Source organism: Pseudocolwellia agarivorans (assembly GCF_002000085.1).
GTDB lineage: Bacteria > Pseudomonadota > Gammaproteobacteria > Enterobacterales > Alteromonadaceae > Pseudocolwellia > Pseudocolwellia agarivorans.
The window spans coordinates 312644-325330 of record NZ_MUZU01000002.1 but is presented as its reverse complement, the minus strand read 5'-3'; the positions used below and the strand labels follow the sequence as shown (position 1 = coordinate 325330).

Sequence of the window (12687 nt, the reverse complement as noted above, 5' to 3'; positions counted from 1 at the left end):
ACTGATGGGTTAGCACAAGCTAAATTAAGTATTATAATAGGGTCTAGTAAGTAATAAACGAATTTAGAGAAATAATATTATGAATAATTTTGATAGCCAAGCGCCAAGTGAAATCGTAATTTTTGGTGCCTTAGGGGATTTATCTCGCCGTAAATTATTACCTGCATTGTATCAATTAGACTGTGCCGGCTTATTAAACCCAGAAAGCCGTATTGTTGGTGTTGCTCGTCAAGAGCATGATTTAAAAGCTTTTATCAGCATAGTAAATGAAAATTTAACGCAGTTTGTTAAAGAAGGTTTAGATAAAGACGCATTAGAACGTTTCTTAAATCGTTTGGTTTATCAAAAACTAGATTTTAAAGAAACAAGCTCATTCAATAAGTTAGCAAAAACATTAAAAGGTGCTAATGACACAAGAGTTTATTATTTTTCAACAGCTCCTGCTATTTTTGGTGATATTTCTGATGGTCTATATGCTGCTAATTTAATTACTGATAAAGATCGTGTAGTAATGGAAAAACCTATTGGTCATTGTTTAGAATCTTCTAAAGTGATTAACGACCAAGTATCTCGCTTCTTTAAAGAAAATCAAATTTACCGTATCGATCATTACTTAGGTAAAGAAACCGTTCTTAACTTACTTGTACTACGCTTTGCTAATTCGTTATTTACAACGAACTGGGATAGAAACAGTATTGATCACGTGCAAATTACCGTTGCTGAAAGTGTTGGCATAGAAGGGCGTTGGGGTTTTTATGATGACGCAGGCCAAATGCGTGACATGATCCAAAACCACCTATTACAAATTTTATCGCTACTGGCTATGGAGCCTCCTGCTGATTTAAGTGCAGATAGTATTCGTCTTGAAAAATTAAAAGCGATAAAAGCACTTCTACCAATTGATCGTATGAACATCAAAGATAAAACAGTTCGCGGTCAATATGCTGACGGTTTCTTAAATGGAAATCCAGTACCAGGCTACTTAAATGAAGAAGGCGCTAAAGCGAATAGTAATACTGAAACATTTGTTGCAATTAAAGCTGAAATTGACAATTGGCGTTGGGCTGGCGTGCCATTTTATTTGAGAACTGGTAAAAGAATGCCAGCTAAACACAGTGAAATTGTAGTTCACTTTAAAGAACAGCCACATAACATTTTCAAAGAAAGCTACTCAGAATTACCTGCCAATAAACTCACTATTCGTCTGCAACCAGATGAAGGTGTTGAATTGCAAATGATGAACAAAATTCCGGGCATAGCTTCACAAATGCACATTCAAGAAAACAAACTTGATTTAAGTTTTTCTGACACCTATGAAAATGAAAGAGTTGTTGATGCTTATGAACGCTTGATGCTTGAGGTGATTAATGGCAATCAATCGTTATTTGTTAGTCGTGACGAAGTTGAAGCTGCTTGGACATGGGCTGATAGTATTATCGAGGCATGGAAAGAAACTAACGAGCCACCTAAGCCATATCCTGCAGGGTCGTGGGGACCGGTATCTTCAATTTCTTTAATTGCTCGTGACGACAGACAGTGGGTTGAATAATGCAACAGGTTAATGATTTTAATACACGTAATGAATTAGACGAAGCGTTAGCAACAAAAGTTGCTAACGAATTAAATAAAGCGATTACTGAAAAGGGTAAAGCTAGCTTAGCTGTATCAGGTGGTTCTACTCCTAAAGGTTTTTTTAAAGCCTTATCACAAATTGATTTAGCTTGGGATAAAGTCACTATTACTTTAGCTGATGAGCGTTGGGTTGATTTTGAAAGCGATGCAAGTAATACGCGATTAGTACATGAAAATTTATTACAAAACAACGCTAAAGCCGCCACCTTTTTTCATATTAAGAAGGGCGAATTGTTATCTGACAGCACATTGGCTGAATTAAATATAGCGGCTAAAGAAAGCTTATTACCGCTAGATGTTTTAATTCTCGGAATGGGTGAAGATGGTCACACAGCATCATTATTTCCATGTAGCGATCAAATTAAGCAAGGTTTATCTCTTGATAATACCGATGCATTGATGAAAGTTGTGCCTAAAACGGCACCTAATGATCGTATTACATTTACTTTCTCTCATCTTATACAAAGTAAAAATATTATTTTACATGTGTGCGGTGAAAGTAAGAAAACAGTATTAGCTCAAGCTAATGCTGGAGCTGATTTTTTTGAAATGCCAATAAGAGCGTTCTTACAAGATCAAAAAGTCACTACACAAGTATATTGGGCAGAATAGTTCATGAAAAAAGAAATTGTAGATATTACCCAGCGCATAATAGAACGAAGTAAGAACTCTAGAAGTGCTTATTTAAAAAAGATCAGAGCCGCTAAGTCAAAAACGGTTCATCGAGCAAGTTTATCGTGTGGTAATTTAGCCCATGGTTTTGCTGCGTGTGGAAAAGAAGATAAGCAAAAGTTGCGTGGTTTGAATCACTCAGACATTGCTATTATTTCAGCATACAACGATATGCTTTCAGCACATCAACCTTATCAAACATACCCTGATATTATTAAAGCGGCAGTATCTGAAACCGGTGGCGTTGCGCAATTCGCTGGTGGTGTTCCTGCTATGTGTGACGGTGTTACACAAGGTCAACCAGGTATGGATTTAAGCTTAATGAGTCGTGATGTTATTGCAATGGCTACGGCTGTTGGTTTATCTCACAACATGTTTGATGGTGCATTAATGCTAGGTATTTGCGATAAAATTGTACCGGGATTAATGATCGCTAGTATGACCTTTGGTCATTTACCTACAGTATTTGTGCCTGCTGGCCCTATGCCTTCAGGTATACCTAACAAAGAAAAAGTACGTGTTCGCCAAAAATTTGCGAAAGGCGAAGTAGGTAAAGAAGAATTACTAGAAGCTGAATCAGCTTCATACCATAGTGCCGGTACTTGTACCTTTTTTGGTACGGCTAACTCTAACCAACTTGTTGTTGAAGTGATGGGGTTACATTTACCGGGAGCTTCATTTGTTGCTCCAAATACAGAATTACGTGAAGAATTAACAAAAGCGGCAGCTCGTCAGGTAACTCGTTTAACTGAACAAGCAGGCAATTACATGCCTATTGGTGAAATGATTGATGAACGTTCAATTGTTAACGCTATTGTAGGACTAACGGCTACAGGTGGTTCTACTAACTTGACCATGCACATTATCGCTTTTGCACGTGCTGCTGGTATTATCATTGATTTCCAAGATTTTAATGACATTTCGGATGCTGTTCCGCTTATTACTCGCATTTATCCTAATGGACACGCAGACATTAACCACTTTGAACAATCTGGTGGTATGGCACTTTTATTTAAAGAGCTTATTGAAGGCGGCCTTGTTCATGAAGATGTTGAAACGATTTGTGGACGTGGTTTAACACGTTATACACAAAAACCAATATTAAAAGATGGTGAGTTAATTTGGGTTGATGGTGCAACTGAGTCAAGCGACAAAGAAGTTATAGCTACAGTTGCTCAGCCCTTTAAAGCTGATGGTGGCTTAAAAGTACTAAAAGGTAACTTAGGTACTTCTGTTATCAAAACATCTTCTTTAAGACCGGGTTGTGAAATAGTTAAAGCACCTGCTGTTGTATTTGAAGATCAAAATGATCTCGATGCAGCTTTCCAATCAGGTGCGCTAGATAAAGATTTTGTTGCTGTTGTTCGTTTCCAAGGCCCTAAAGCACGAGGAATGCCTGAACTGCATAAACTAACTCCGCCTTTAGGTGTGTTACAAGATAAAGGCTTTAAAGTGGCGTTATTAACTGATGGTCGTATGTCAGGCGCTTCAGGTAAAGTTCCAGCTGCTATTCATTTATGTCCTGAGGCTTTAGATGGTGGTTTAATCGCTAAAGTTCAAACTGGCGATATGATTTTACTTAATGGTGAAACGGGCGAATTAACTCTTTTAGTTAGTGAAGAAGAGCTTGCTAAACGTGAAAATGCACAATTTCAAGTGAATGGGCATCATGAAGGTTTAGGGCGTGAACTCTTTGGATTTATGCGTAAATCATTAAGTTCAGCTAATACAGGGGCTTGTTCACTGTTTGATCAGGACGTTTAAAAATGAATTCAGCGATTAATTTAGTTGCTGATATTGGTGGTACTAATTTAAGAATTGGTACCACGGATATAAAAGGCAATATCAGTAACCTGAAATTATATCAATGTAATCAATTTTCTGGTTTAGCTGAAATCATTCAAGATTACTTGTCTCAAATTGATACTAGTAATGCTGAACTTAATGCTTGTTTCGCTATAGCTTGTCCTGTTGATAATGATCTTATGTCAATGACAAATTTACCGTGGAAGTTTTCTCAAAAAGAGCTTCAAAAAACGTTAAATTTAAGTCAAATGTATTTTATTAATGACTATACGGCTATTGCTCATGCTGTTCCGTTATTAAATAACGAACAAAAAGTTCAGCTTGGTACTGGTGACGTTGTAAAGGGCAAACCTATTTCAATTTGCGGTCCTGGCACAGGTTTAGGTGTTGCTAACGTTGTTAACGTAAATGATCAATGGGTGAGTTTAGGTGGTGAAGGCGGTCATGTTGACTTCGCTCCTACTGATGAAACAGAAATAGAAATTCTTAATTTTTTACTTAAAAAGTATAAGCATGTTTCTTACGAACAAGTACTTTCAGGATTAGGGATTCAGCAAATTTATCAAGCACTAATGTCTATCAAAGGGCTTAAGCCTGAAGCATTAGAAGCGAAAGATATTACACAAAAAGCAATCAACAATGAATGTGAAGTGTGTAAAGAAACATTAGATAAATTTTGTGAAATATTAGGAAGCTTTGCTGGTAACTTGTCGTTAACCTTAGCTAGTTTCGGTGGTGTTTACATAGCCGGAGGCATAGTGCCTCGATTTATCGAATATATTAAAAATAGTAACTTTAGAAGTCGTTTTGAAGCAAAAGGTAGGTTTGAAGCATTTAATCAAGCTATACCAACATTTGTTATCACCGAGCCACAACCGGGTCTACTTGGTGCAACTGCTTTTATTTGCCAAAAACTTACCTTAAAAAATGTATAAAGAGAAATTATGACGTTATCAAACAATTGGCAAGTATCGCCAAAAGATCTTTTTGCTATGGGACCAATCGTTCCTGTACTTGTTATTAAAGACGTAGCAGACGCTTTACCTATTGCAGAAGCTCTTTTAGCTGCAAATGTTAAAGTGTTAGAAGTGACTTTAAGAACGCCTGCTGCATTAGATGTTATTAGTATTATCGCCAAAGAATTACCAGAAGCGGTTGTTGGCGCTGGAACAGTAACAAACAGAGCTATGTTACAACAGTGTCAAGATGCTGGAGCAAAGTTTGCGATAAGCCCTGGTTTAACAAAAGACTTATTACAAGCAGGTAAAGAAGGTGATATCGCTTTAATTCCTGGTATCTCATCTATTTCAGAACTTATGGATGGTATTGACTATGGTTACGATCACCTGAAATTTTTCCCAGCAGAAGCTTCTGGTGGTGTTAAAGCATTGCAATCAATTGGCGGTCCATTCCCTGATATTAAATTCTGTCCTACTGGTGGCATTAACATTAATAATGTACGTGATTACTTAGCATTACCAAATGTTGCTTGTTGTGGTGGTTCTTGGTTAGTATCAGATGAAATTGTTGCTAACAAAAACTGGTCAGCAATTACTGATTTAGCTTTAAAAGCATTAGCTCACGTAAAATAATATTTATTTTGAGTGATAAAAAACCAAGCATTGCTTGGTTTTTTTATGCTTAATTTTTAATACTCTTCACTTTTTTGATAAAATTTAACCTGTTACAAAGCCTAATAAGCGATACGTACTCTTACTGGGTTTGGAAAAATTCTACGTCGTAAATTTTCATTATGTAACCTCTATACCCGTTACCACTCAAGCGCTTCTATGATGGGTCTAAAAATCATTTATGGGGCTTATTAACTTTAGTTAGGCTCCTGCAAGGATGTAGGACATTAGGGTAACGCAGGAGCAGTTACCGAGAATAACCATGAGGTAAACTTAATGCCTTGCATACATGGATGTAGACCTTAGCTTTTTTTGGAAATTTAAATCTGTGCCTAAATTGTTTTTAGTTTCTACTGAAACCTGAATCTTAAATGATAACGGCTATATATTAGTTAATACTTAATTTTGTTAAAAAATTAATAATATCGTCTGACTCATATAGCCAAGTAAACGTACCATTTTCATTTGGTATTTTTAAGCAGGGTACTTGTCGCTTTCCGCCTTCTTGAATCAATGTTTTGTTATGTTTTTCACTTTCATTGACGTCTTTATACTCAACATCAATCTTTAAGTTTTTAATGGCCTTGATTGTTTTTATGCAATAAGGGCAATGAGACATTTTGTACAATGCGAATGTGTTTTTTTTCATTTCATTATCCTATGCGGGTAAGTGACCCGTTTTAACGTAAATAATAGCGCCATCATCTTTAGTAAAAGGCGTGTGTGTACTTAAATGTGGACTACGGATCCACGTACCTTTAGGGTAGCTTCCGTATTCATCATGAAAGGTTCCTTCGAGTACCAATATTTCTTCACCACCCCAATGACGGTGTGAGTTAAATAAGGTATTAGGTTCCCATTTAACGAGCGCAACATGTTCGTGTTCAAATTCGTGTAAAGGCATTACAGATAAACCTTCTACTAATCCGGGTAACCATGCTTGTTCTGTTGTCCTAATGATTTTTTGTTCTGTATCGTTAGAACTAAACTGATGAAGTTTTACAAAAATAGTTGCACCTTCAGCACCAATTTTTGGTGTGTGTTGAGTTCCTATAGGATTGCGCACGTAGCTACCTTTTGGATAGTTATTATGTTCGTCAGAGAATACCCCCTCTAAAACAAAAAACTCTTCACCACCAGAATGTAAGTGAGCTGAAAACTCACTGTACGGCTTGTAACGAACTATCGTGGTAGCTCTAGCAACTTCATCGCCTATGCGATCTAGCATTTTTCTATCTACGCCAGGCATTGGAGAGGGGACCCAAGCTAATTTGTTAGATGAAACGATAACTCGTTTGTTAAAATCTTCATTTATTTTTAAAGTCATGTTAATACCTTTGGAGTATCTATTAATAGGTAGATAATGTTTTTAAATAAAAAAACTATATTAACCTTAACTCGGGTTAATGAATGTTAGATAATGAATTAAAAATCTTATTTATCAAAATCTTAATCTGTATCGTTGTTTTCCTAAGTTATATTAGTCTCTCAACATTGATATTTTTGTGTATAACAAGGCGAATTTTTCTATCTAATAGCTGGCTATTAGTAATAAATTCAACGAAGTTAGGCATAAAAATAGCTTGTTGAGTAACTTTGCTTATCCCGAGCTGAGGTTATATTAATTAAAATATTATTTATGTATGGAATAATTTAATCAAAATTACGTTATACAAACGAATGTCTGTAGAGCTTTCGATATCACTTTTACAGTATGGCTAGATCTTTAAATCGTTAATCGTATTATTGATCACCGTGATAAGGTGATTTGGTTCACCTTTAGTTCTAGCAATCAACATTGCGCCCTCTATTACAGACACAAATGAAATAGCAAAAGCTTTAGCAGAAACATTTTGTTTAATTGCTTTTTGGTGCTGCCCTAAAGTAATTGCTTCTTCTACCCAAGATTGAACCGTTTCAAAAAAGTATATAAGTTTAGCAACAGAAGCATCGCATATAGAGGTTAACTCGCTTGCTAACATGCCACACATACAAAACTTATTTTGCTTTACTACATCAATATAAACTTCGGCCATTTGTACTATTTGCTCAATACCTGATGGGTAAAGATCTCTTATTTCTAATAGCTTAGCGTGAAAATTATCAACATAACGTGCAGTCATTGAGAGTGCTAATTCTTTCTTTGTAGGAAAGTAATAATGAATACTCGATGTTTTTATACCAACATCGTTTTGAATATCTTTGTAACTAAAGGCATTAAAGCCTTTGGTTTGAGTATAAAATTCAGCAACATCTAATATTTTATGTGCGGTATCGTTTAACTTTAGCATAATGTTTCTCAAATGAACTTGACGCTATTATGCCCTGCGACTTAAGTAAGTCAAGATTTATCTACTAGTAGGTAGGTAAGGTTTTAAAGAAGAAAAACATAAAAATTAGGTAATAAAAAAGCCAAGCAATGCTTGGCTTTCGTTGTTTAACAGCTGATTTAACTCATTAACGTTATATCAGTTAAGTTATTACTACTTGTTGTAGTTAATTACGTGTGCTGCTAAATCAAGAACTTTGTTAGAGTAACCAATTTCATTGTCGTACCATGAAACAACTTTAACAAATGTATCAGTTAATGCGATACCAGCTTTAGCATCAAATACTGAAGTACAGATTTCACCAACGAAGTCATTAGAAACAACTTGATCTTCTGTGTAACCTAAAACACCTTTTAACGCGCCTTCCGAAGCTTCTTTCATTGCTGAACAGATTTCTTCATAAGTTGCTGCTTTCTTTAAGTTAACCGTTAAATCAACAACTGAAACATCAGGAGTAGGAACACGGAAAGCCATACCTGTTAATTTACCGTTAAGCTCAGGAATTACTTTACCAACAGCTTTTGCTGCGCCAGTAGATGATGGAATGATGTTTTGACCAGCACCACGACCACCGCGCCAATCTTTAGCTGAAGGGCTATCAACTGTTTTTTGTGTAGCAGTTGTTGCATGTACTGTAGTCATAAGACCGTCAGCAATGCCCCAATTGTCGTTTAACACTTTAGCGATAGGTGCTAAACAGTTAGTTGTACAAGAGGCGTTAGAAACAATGTCTTGGCCTTCGTATTTATCAAAGTTAACACCCGATACAAACATAGGAGTGTCATCTTTAGAAGGAGCAGATAAAATTACTTTTTTCGCACCAGCAGTAATATGTTTACGAGCAGTTTCATCTGTTAAGAATAACCCCGTAGATTCAACAACAACGTCAACGTCAATGTCGTTCCACTTTAATTCTTCAGGGTTACGTACTGCAGTAACACGAATAGTATTACCGTTTACTACTAAGTTACCGTCTTCTACTTCAACAGTACCTTTAAAACGACCATGAGTTGAGTCATATTTAAGCATATAAGCCATGTAGTCAACATCAATCAAATCATTAATACCAACAACTTCAATATCATTTCTTTCTGCTGCTGCTCTAAATACGAAACGGCCAATACGGCCAAAACCGTTAATACCTACTCTAATAGTCATAATCTAATCCTAAATAACAATAATGTAGTAAAATTACATCATTTTGAGAAAAATTCAAGTAAAACTTACATTTTTGATAAAAAAACATGTGATGATTTAGAACATTTAAACCCATTAAATTTATGAAAATTCTTCAACTGTTTTATAACAAAAATAAAGTGTAAATCATGGTTTTTTTATCTATTTTAAAAGTTAACAGGAAAGTACTATTAACTTTGATATAGTTAGCCTACAGCTCAATTTTAGGATCTAATGATGAAAGACGAAGAATATAAAAACAAGTTATCTGAAGACGCTTACAAAGTGTGTAGATTAGCCGCAACCGAGCGACCTTTTACTGGAATATACAATGACCATTGGGAGGCAGGTCAGTACCTCTGTGCTTGTTGCGATAAACCTTTGTTTTCTTCAGAACATAAATTCAATGCAGGCTGCGGTTGGCCAAGCTTTTACCAAGCAATAACAGGCAATGTAAGTTACAAGCCAGACAACTCAATCAACATGACGCGAGTTGAAATAACATGTACAGCTTGCGACTCTCATTTAGGGCATGTATTTGACGATGGGCCTTTACCTACAGGGAAAAGGTACTGTGTTAACTCGTTAAGCCTAGCGTTTCAAAGTAACATGTAACTTATGTTGTAATAATACTTTTGTAGTTTCTTTACAACATCATGGCTTTTTAAACTTACCATCCAAAATCGTGCTTAATGTTTTAGATGCTACGTTGTCTAAAAAGTCACTTTTTAAGTTAAAGGTTTTAGCATAGCTTTTTAAGTCAACCCTCTTTATAGACTCATCTTCAGGTGAATGAGTCTGTAAAATTTTAGACCAAATGTATACTTGCTTATACTTGTTTTTGTCAGCAAAAATTGTGGCAATAGATTTAAATATCTCAGTATTTATTGATTCATCAACCGTTGTTAGTTCTAAAGCGTGATACAGCAAATCTAATGTTTTGTTTTGATCTCGTTTTGCATAGTAAGTTGCTAAGTTAAATTGCAACTTAGGTGTTTCAAGTTGATGCGTATCTTCCAAGGCTAAAAATGATTGTAATGCATCTTTATTTAAATGCCTTGTCCAGTGGTAATACAGTAGGCTAGGGTGTTTTGAATCTTTAGTGGTATCAGATATTTCTTTAATTCTTTTTTTAGCATCTACGACGTTGTTTATACGCATACTTTGTTTTTCTTTAAACTTTATATGCTCTATTTTAGATGCGTGTTCCATGCATTTTGCGTAGTTTTCGTATCCAATAAGTTGATTATACTTATTCTCATCTGCGGGTAATGTTTGCTGTGCTAAATTGGCAAACCCAACGTCAATACGTTCTTTTTTACACCACGAATCTTCTTTAAACTCGTTACATATTTTTGGGTGGTTGTCACATAAGTCTGCAAAACTAGGGGCTTTATTACAACCCGACATTAATACATAAGCACCTGTTAGCAGTACTAATGTTAAATTATTTTTTCTATTCATAATGCGTATGCCTAATGTTCCTAAAATTTACAAAGTATTTTTGTGTAACCTATGGTGAAAGTTTTTATAATAACTTACAATATGCAGCGGTTTTCTTATACCAATTAGATAGTAATCAATCATAGCTTATTGCGAAATCAACAGAAATGAAAAGGTTTAAATAATGACAAGTATTCTTGAAGAACAATATCAAAGTAGCTGGCAAGAACGACAGACTCTTGCTGAAAACATGCAACCCATAATTGGCCAGCTTTTTAGAAATAAAGGTATTGAAATTGCTATTCATGGGCGTCCGTTAGTTAATGCATCTGCTATTGATATTATTAAAGCTCATAAATCTGTAGCTCTTCACGAAGAAACTAAATTAAGACTCAGAGAAAGTTACCCATTTATCGAGGCTCTTAGTAAGCTTCCTCTTGCGCCTGCACGCATAGATGTAGGTAAACTAGCTTATCGTTATTTGTTTAAAGGTGAGGCTAATGGTTTAACTATAGAAGATTTTTTAAATAAAGAACTAAATACTATTGCTAATAAAGCGCAAGAGTCTAGTTCTCAAGATGTTGTACTTTATGGTTTCGGTCGTATTGGCCGTTTATTAGCTAGACTTTTAATTGAAAGAACAGGTCCAAGCAGCGCATTAAATTTAAAAGCTATTGTTATTCGTCCTGGTAAAGCTGATGATCTTGAAAAACGTGCAAGTTTATTGCGTAGAGATTCTGTACATGGTGCTTTTAACGGTAGTATTACTATTGATAAAGAAAACAACGTAATTAAAGCTAACGGTGCTTTTATTCAAGTTATTTACGCTAAATCACCGTCAGAAATTGACTACACTGAATATGGTATTAATAACGCGTTAGTTGTAGATAACACAGGTATCTGGAGCGACGAAGAAGGTTTAGGCCAACACCTTAAATCGAAAGGCGTGAGTAAAGTATTATTAACAGCTCCTGCTAAAGGCGATATTAAAAACGTGGTTTATGGTGTTAACCATAAAATGATCAAACCTGAAGACACTATAGTGTCAGCGGCTAGCTGTACTACCAATGCTATTACGCCCGTGTTAAAAGCGCTTAACGACAAGTTTGGTATTAAAAACGGCCATGTTGAAACCGTACATTCATACACCAATGATCAAAACTTAATTGATAACTATCATCCAGCACCTCGCCGTGGTCGTAGTGCACCATTGAATATGGTTATTAGTACAACCGGTGCAGCAAAAGCGGTAGCTAAGGCTTTACCTGAACTTGCGGGTTTATTAACCGGTAATGCGATCCGAGTACCAACACCCAATGTATCTATGGCGATAATGAACTTAAACTTAAAAGAAAGCACAACTAAGTCAGACTTAAACGACTATTTAAGACAAATCTCATTAAATTCAGATTTACAAAACCAAGTAGATTACACCGCATCCACAGAAATTGTATCAACTGATTTAGTGGGTTCGCGCTATGCAGGTGTTGTAGACTCACAAGCTACAATTGTTGATGGCGACAGAGCTGTATTATACGTATGGTACGACAACGAGTTTGGTTATAGTTGTCAGGTGGTAAGGGTAATGCTTGAAATGGCCGGTATTGAAATACCCACATTACCACTGGTATAACAAACATTTTTTAGCTTAAATGTCGGTTAATTAAAATAAAAGCAGTATATTGTAAAATATGCTGCTTTTTTTAGCATCTTTTATCAATACAGACTATAGTTATAACCTGAGCTGAATTTATTACTATTGTTAACCACTGAGGACTTATTTTATGTCTATCACCATGAACACAAGCCATCCGGCAATGACTCAAACAGACACAGCACAAGGAATTAAAACCGCAGGGCTAGCAAAAAGCCAAGCTGAAATTGAAGCTCAAATGGCGCTTAAATTAATTCAGTCAGCTAATGTTACTGTACAACCTGCTGGTGCAAGTACTGAAGCGTTAGGAAGTATTGTTAATATTAGTGTTTGATCGCTTTTA

At 35.7% G+C, this 12687-nt stretch carries 13 protein-coding genes; 8 read left to right on the top strand and 5 right to left on the bottom strand.

The features are described from left to right. Nucleotides 1–79 precede the first annotated feature (79 nt). From zwf to B0X80_RS04435, 5 genes are read left to right on the top strand one after another with little or no spacing between them, the layout of a single operon-like run. A complete protein-coding gene (gene zwf / locus B0X80_RS04455; protein ID WP_077338601.1) occupies nucleotides 80–1549 on the top strand; it encodes a glucose-6-phosphate dehydrogenase in 1470 nt (489 codons plus the stop codon). Next, entirely contained in the window at nucleotides 1549–2244 is a 696-nt protein-coding gene (pgl, locus tag B0X80_RS04450; RefSeq protein ID WP_076417934.1) for a 6-phosphogluconolactonase, read from the top strand. The genes zwf and pgl overlap by 1 nt, the downstream gene beginning before the upstream one ends. Before the next feature lie 3 nt (nucleotides 2245–2247). Beyond that, nucleotides 2248–4068: a phosphogluconate dehydratase gene (edd, locus tag B0X80_RS04445; RefSeq protein WP_077338600.1), complete on the top strand. Its 1821-nt coding sequence runs from the start codon at nucleotides 2248–2250 to the stop codon at nucleotides 4066–4068. A 2-nt stretch (nucleotides 4069–4070) separates the two neighbouring features. Then, complete coding sequence (locus B0X80_RS04440) at nucleotides 4071–5045, top strand: glucokinase (protein WP_077338599.1); 975 nt, start codon at nucleotides 4071–4073, stop codon at nucleotides 5043–5045. A gap of 9 nt (nucleotides 5046–5054) precedes the next feature. After that, nucleotides 5055–5702 (top strand): bifunctional 4-hydroxy-2-oxoglutarate aldolase/2-dehydro-3-deoxy-phosphogluconate aldolase, encoded by a 648-nt coding sequence (locus tag B0X80_RS04435; protein ID WP_076417937.1) that lies wholly within the window; start codon nucleotides 5055–5057, stop codon nucleotides 5700–5702. A gap of 427 nt (nucleotides 5703–6129) precedes the next feature. Here the strand turns inward: B0X80_RS04435 and B0X80_RS04430 are convergent, their stop codons facing one another. From B0X80_RS04430 to gap, 4 genes are all read right to left on the bottom strand, one after another. Next, complete coding sequence (locus B0X80_RS04430) at nucleotides 6130–6390, bottom strand: glutaredoxin family protein (RefSeq protein WP_077338598.1); 261 nt, start codon at nucleotides 6388–6390, stop codon at nucleotides 6130–6132. Nucleotides 6391–6399: 9 nt separating this feature from the next. Beyond that, nucleotides 6400–7068: a cupin domain-containing protein gene (locus B0X80_RS04425; protein WP_077338597.1), complete on the bottom strand. Its 669-nt coding sequence runs from the start codon at nucleotides 7066–7068 to the stop codon at nucleotides 6400–6402. A 391-nt stretch (nucleotides 7069–7459) separates the two neighbouring features. Next, nucleotides 7460–8032: a TetR/AcrR family transcriptional regulator gene (locus B0X80_RS04420; protein ID WP_077338596.1), complete on the bottom strand. Its 573-nt coding sequence runs from the start codon at nucleotides 8030–8032 to the stop codon at nucleotides 7460–7462. A gap of 192 nt (nucleotides 8033–8224) precedes the next feature. After that, nucleotides 8225–9229 carry a type I glyceraldehyde-3-phosphate dehydrogenase gene (gene gap / locus B0X80_RS04415; protein WP_076417941.1) on the bottom strand — a complete coding sequence of 335 codons (1005 nt, stop codon included), beginning with the start codon at nucleotides 9227–9229 and terminating at the stop codon, nucleotides 8225–8227. 252 nt (nucleotides 9230–9481) lie between these two features. Here gap and msrB point away from each other — a divergent pair, with 252 nt between their 5' ends. Then, a complete protein-coding gene (gene msrB / locus B0X80_RS04410) occupies nucleotides 9482–9862 on the top strand; it encodes a peptide-methionine (R)-S-oxide reductase MsrB (RefSeq protein WP_077338595.1) in 381 nt (126 codons plus the stop codon). A gap of 39 nt (nucleotides 9863–9901) precedes the next feature. On the opposite strand, the gene B0X80_RS04405 is transcribed toward msrB, so the two are convergent. Continuing rightward, nucleotides 9902–10711: a DUF2989 domain-containing protein gene (locus B0X80_RS04405; protein ID WP_077338594.1), complete on the bottom strand. Its 810-nt coding sequence runs from the start codon at nucleotides 10709–10711 to the stop codon at nucleotides 9902–9904. A 163-nt stretch (nucleotides 10712–10874) separates the two neighbouring features. Between B0X80_RS04405 and B0X80_RS04400 the strand changes: the two genes are divergently transcribed. Next, entirely contained in the window at nucleotides 10875–12323 is a 1449-nt protein-coding gene (locus B0X80_RS04400; protein WP_077338593.1) for a glyceraldehyde-3-phosphate dehydrogenase, read from the top strand. Nucleotides 12324–12474: 151 nt separating this feature from the next. Continuing rightward, nucleotides 12475–12678: a hypothetical protein gene (locus B0X80_RS04395; RefSeq protein WP_077338592.1), complete on the top strand. Its 204-nt coding sequence runs from the start codon at nucleotides 12475–12477 to the stop codon at nucleotides 12676–12678. Nucleotides 12679–12687: the final 9 nt, after the last annotated feature.

Coding starts and splice junctions, on each gene's coding strand:
- B0X80_RS04405 (WP_077338594.1), bottom strand. CDS start 10,711: ATGAATAGAAAAAATAATTTAACATTAGTACTGCTAACAGGTGCTTAT.
- edd (WP_077338600.1), top strand. CDS start 2,248: ATGAAAAAAGAAATTGTAGATATTACCCAGCGCATAATAGAACGAAGT.
- B0X80_RS04400 (WP_077338593.1), top strand. CDS start 10,875: ATGACAAGTATTCTTGAAGAACAATATCAAAGTAGCTGGCAAGAACGA.
- B0X80_RS04395 (WP_077338592.1), top strand. CDS start 12,475: ATGTCTATCACCATGAACACAAGCCATCCGGCAATGACTCAAACAGAC.
- B0X80_RS04440 (WP_077338599.1), top strand. CDS start 4,071: ATGAATTCAGCGATTAATTTAGTTGCTGATATTGGTGGTACTAATTTA.
- B0X80_RS04425 (WP_077338597.1), bottom strand. CDS start 7,068: ATGACTTTAAAAATAAATGAAGATTTTAACAAACGAGTTATCGTTTCA.
- B0X80_RS04430 (WP_077338598.1), bottom strand. CDS start 6,390: ATGAAAAAAAACACATTCGCATTGTACAAAATGTCTCATTGCCCTTAT.
- B0X80_RS04435 (WP_076417937.1), top strand. CDS start 5,055: ATGACGTTATCAAACAATTGGCAAGTATCGCCAAAAGATCTTTTTGCT.
- zwf (WP_077338601.1), top strand. CDS start 80: ATGAATAATTTTGATAGCCAAGCGCCAAGTGAAATCGTAATTTTTGGT.
- gap (WP_076417941.1), bottom strand. CDS start 9,229: ATGACTATTAGAGTAGGTATTAACGGTTTTGGCCGTATTGGCCGTTTC.
- msrB (WP_077338595.1), top strand. CDS start 9,482: ATGATGAAAGACGAAGAATATAAAAACAAGTTATCTGAAGACGCTTAC.
- pgl (WP_076417934.1), top strand. CDS start 1,549: ATGCAACAGGTTAATGATTTTAATACACGTAATGAATTAGACGAAGCG.
- B0X80_RS04420 (WP_077338596.1), bottom strand. CDS start 8,032: ATGCTAAAGTTAAACGATACCGCACATAAAATATTAGATGTTGCTGAA.